The sequence below is a fragment of the Massilia consociata genome (genome assembly GCF_042432755.1).
Lineage (GTDB): Bacteria > Pseudomonadota > Gammaproteobacteria > Burkholderiales > Burkholderiaceae_D > Telluria > Telluria consociata.
This window is the reverse complement of the sequence record NZ_JBHLWP010000054.1, coordinates 1-734: the sequence shown is the minus strand read 5'-3', so window position 1 is coordinate 734 and position 734 is coordinate 1. Positions and strand designations below refer to the sequence as shown.

The following is a 734-nucleotide window of genomic DNA, read 5'->3' as shown; positions in this document are numbered from 1 at the left end:
TCGACTACATGAAGTTGGAATCGCTAGTAATCGCGGATCAGCATGTCGCGGTGAATACGTTCCCGGGTCTTGTACACACCGCCCGTCACACCATGGGAGCGGGTTTTACCAGAAGTAGGTAGCTTAGCCGCAAGGAGGGCGCTTACCACGGTAGGATTCGTGACTGGGGTGAAGTCGTAACAAGGTAGCCGTATCGGAAGGTGCGGCTGGATCACCTCCTTTCTAGAGTAGCACCGAGCGAGTGTCAAAACTCAGCTCAACATCAAGCGTCCACGCTTATCGACTGTTGCAGTAAAAGAAGCGAAAACAGTTCGGGTCTGTAGCTCAGTCGGTTAGAGCACCGTGTTGATAACGCGGGGGTCGTTGGTTCGAATCCAACCAGACCCACCATGTGTTATCGAGTACCACACGGGGGATTAGCTCAGCTGGGAGAGCACCTGCTTTGCAAGCAGGGGGTCGTCGGTTCGATCCCGTCATCCTCCACCATTCAACTGTTGCTGCATTTATCTAAGACCACCAGGTAGTCATGCCGAGTGAGTTTAGATAAGTGTAGTTTTCGTTCTTTAACAATCTGGAAGAAGTAAAGTTTTTTTAAGCGTGTAAGCGAATCGGAAACGATGAGCGAGCACACTTAGGGTAGTAATCAAAGTATCAACAAACATGCAATGAGCTGTACTCCTTGAACTATGACGTTCCCTGTTGTCAGCAGGGGCCAACGTTATAGGGACAAGCGA

The 734-nt window shown here is 50.3% G+C and carries 2 tRNA genes and 1 rRNA gene; all 3 read left to right on the top strand.

Features of this window, described 5'->3' with window-relative positions:
• A 16S ribosomal RNA gene (locus tag ACFFJK_RS22900) occupies positions 1-222 on the top strand; the annotation flags it as partial.
• Between the two features lie 91 nt (positions 223-313).
• Positions 314-390, top strand: a tRNA-Ile gene (locus ACFFJK_RS22895).
• Between the two features lie 20 nt (positions 391-410).
• Positions 411-486, top strand: a tRNA-Ala gene (locus ACFFJK_RS22890).
• The last annotated feature ends 248 nt before the right edge of the window (positions 487-734 follow it).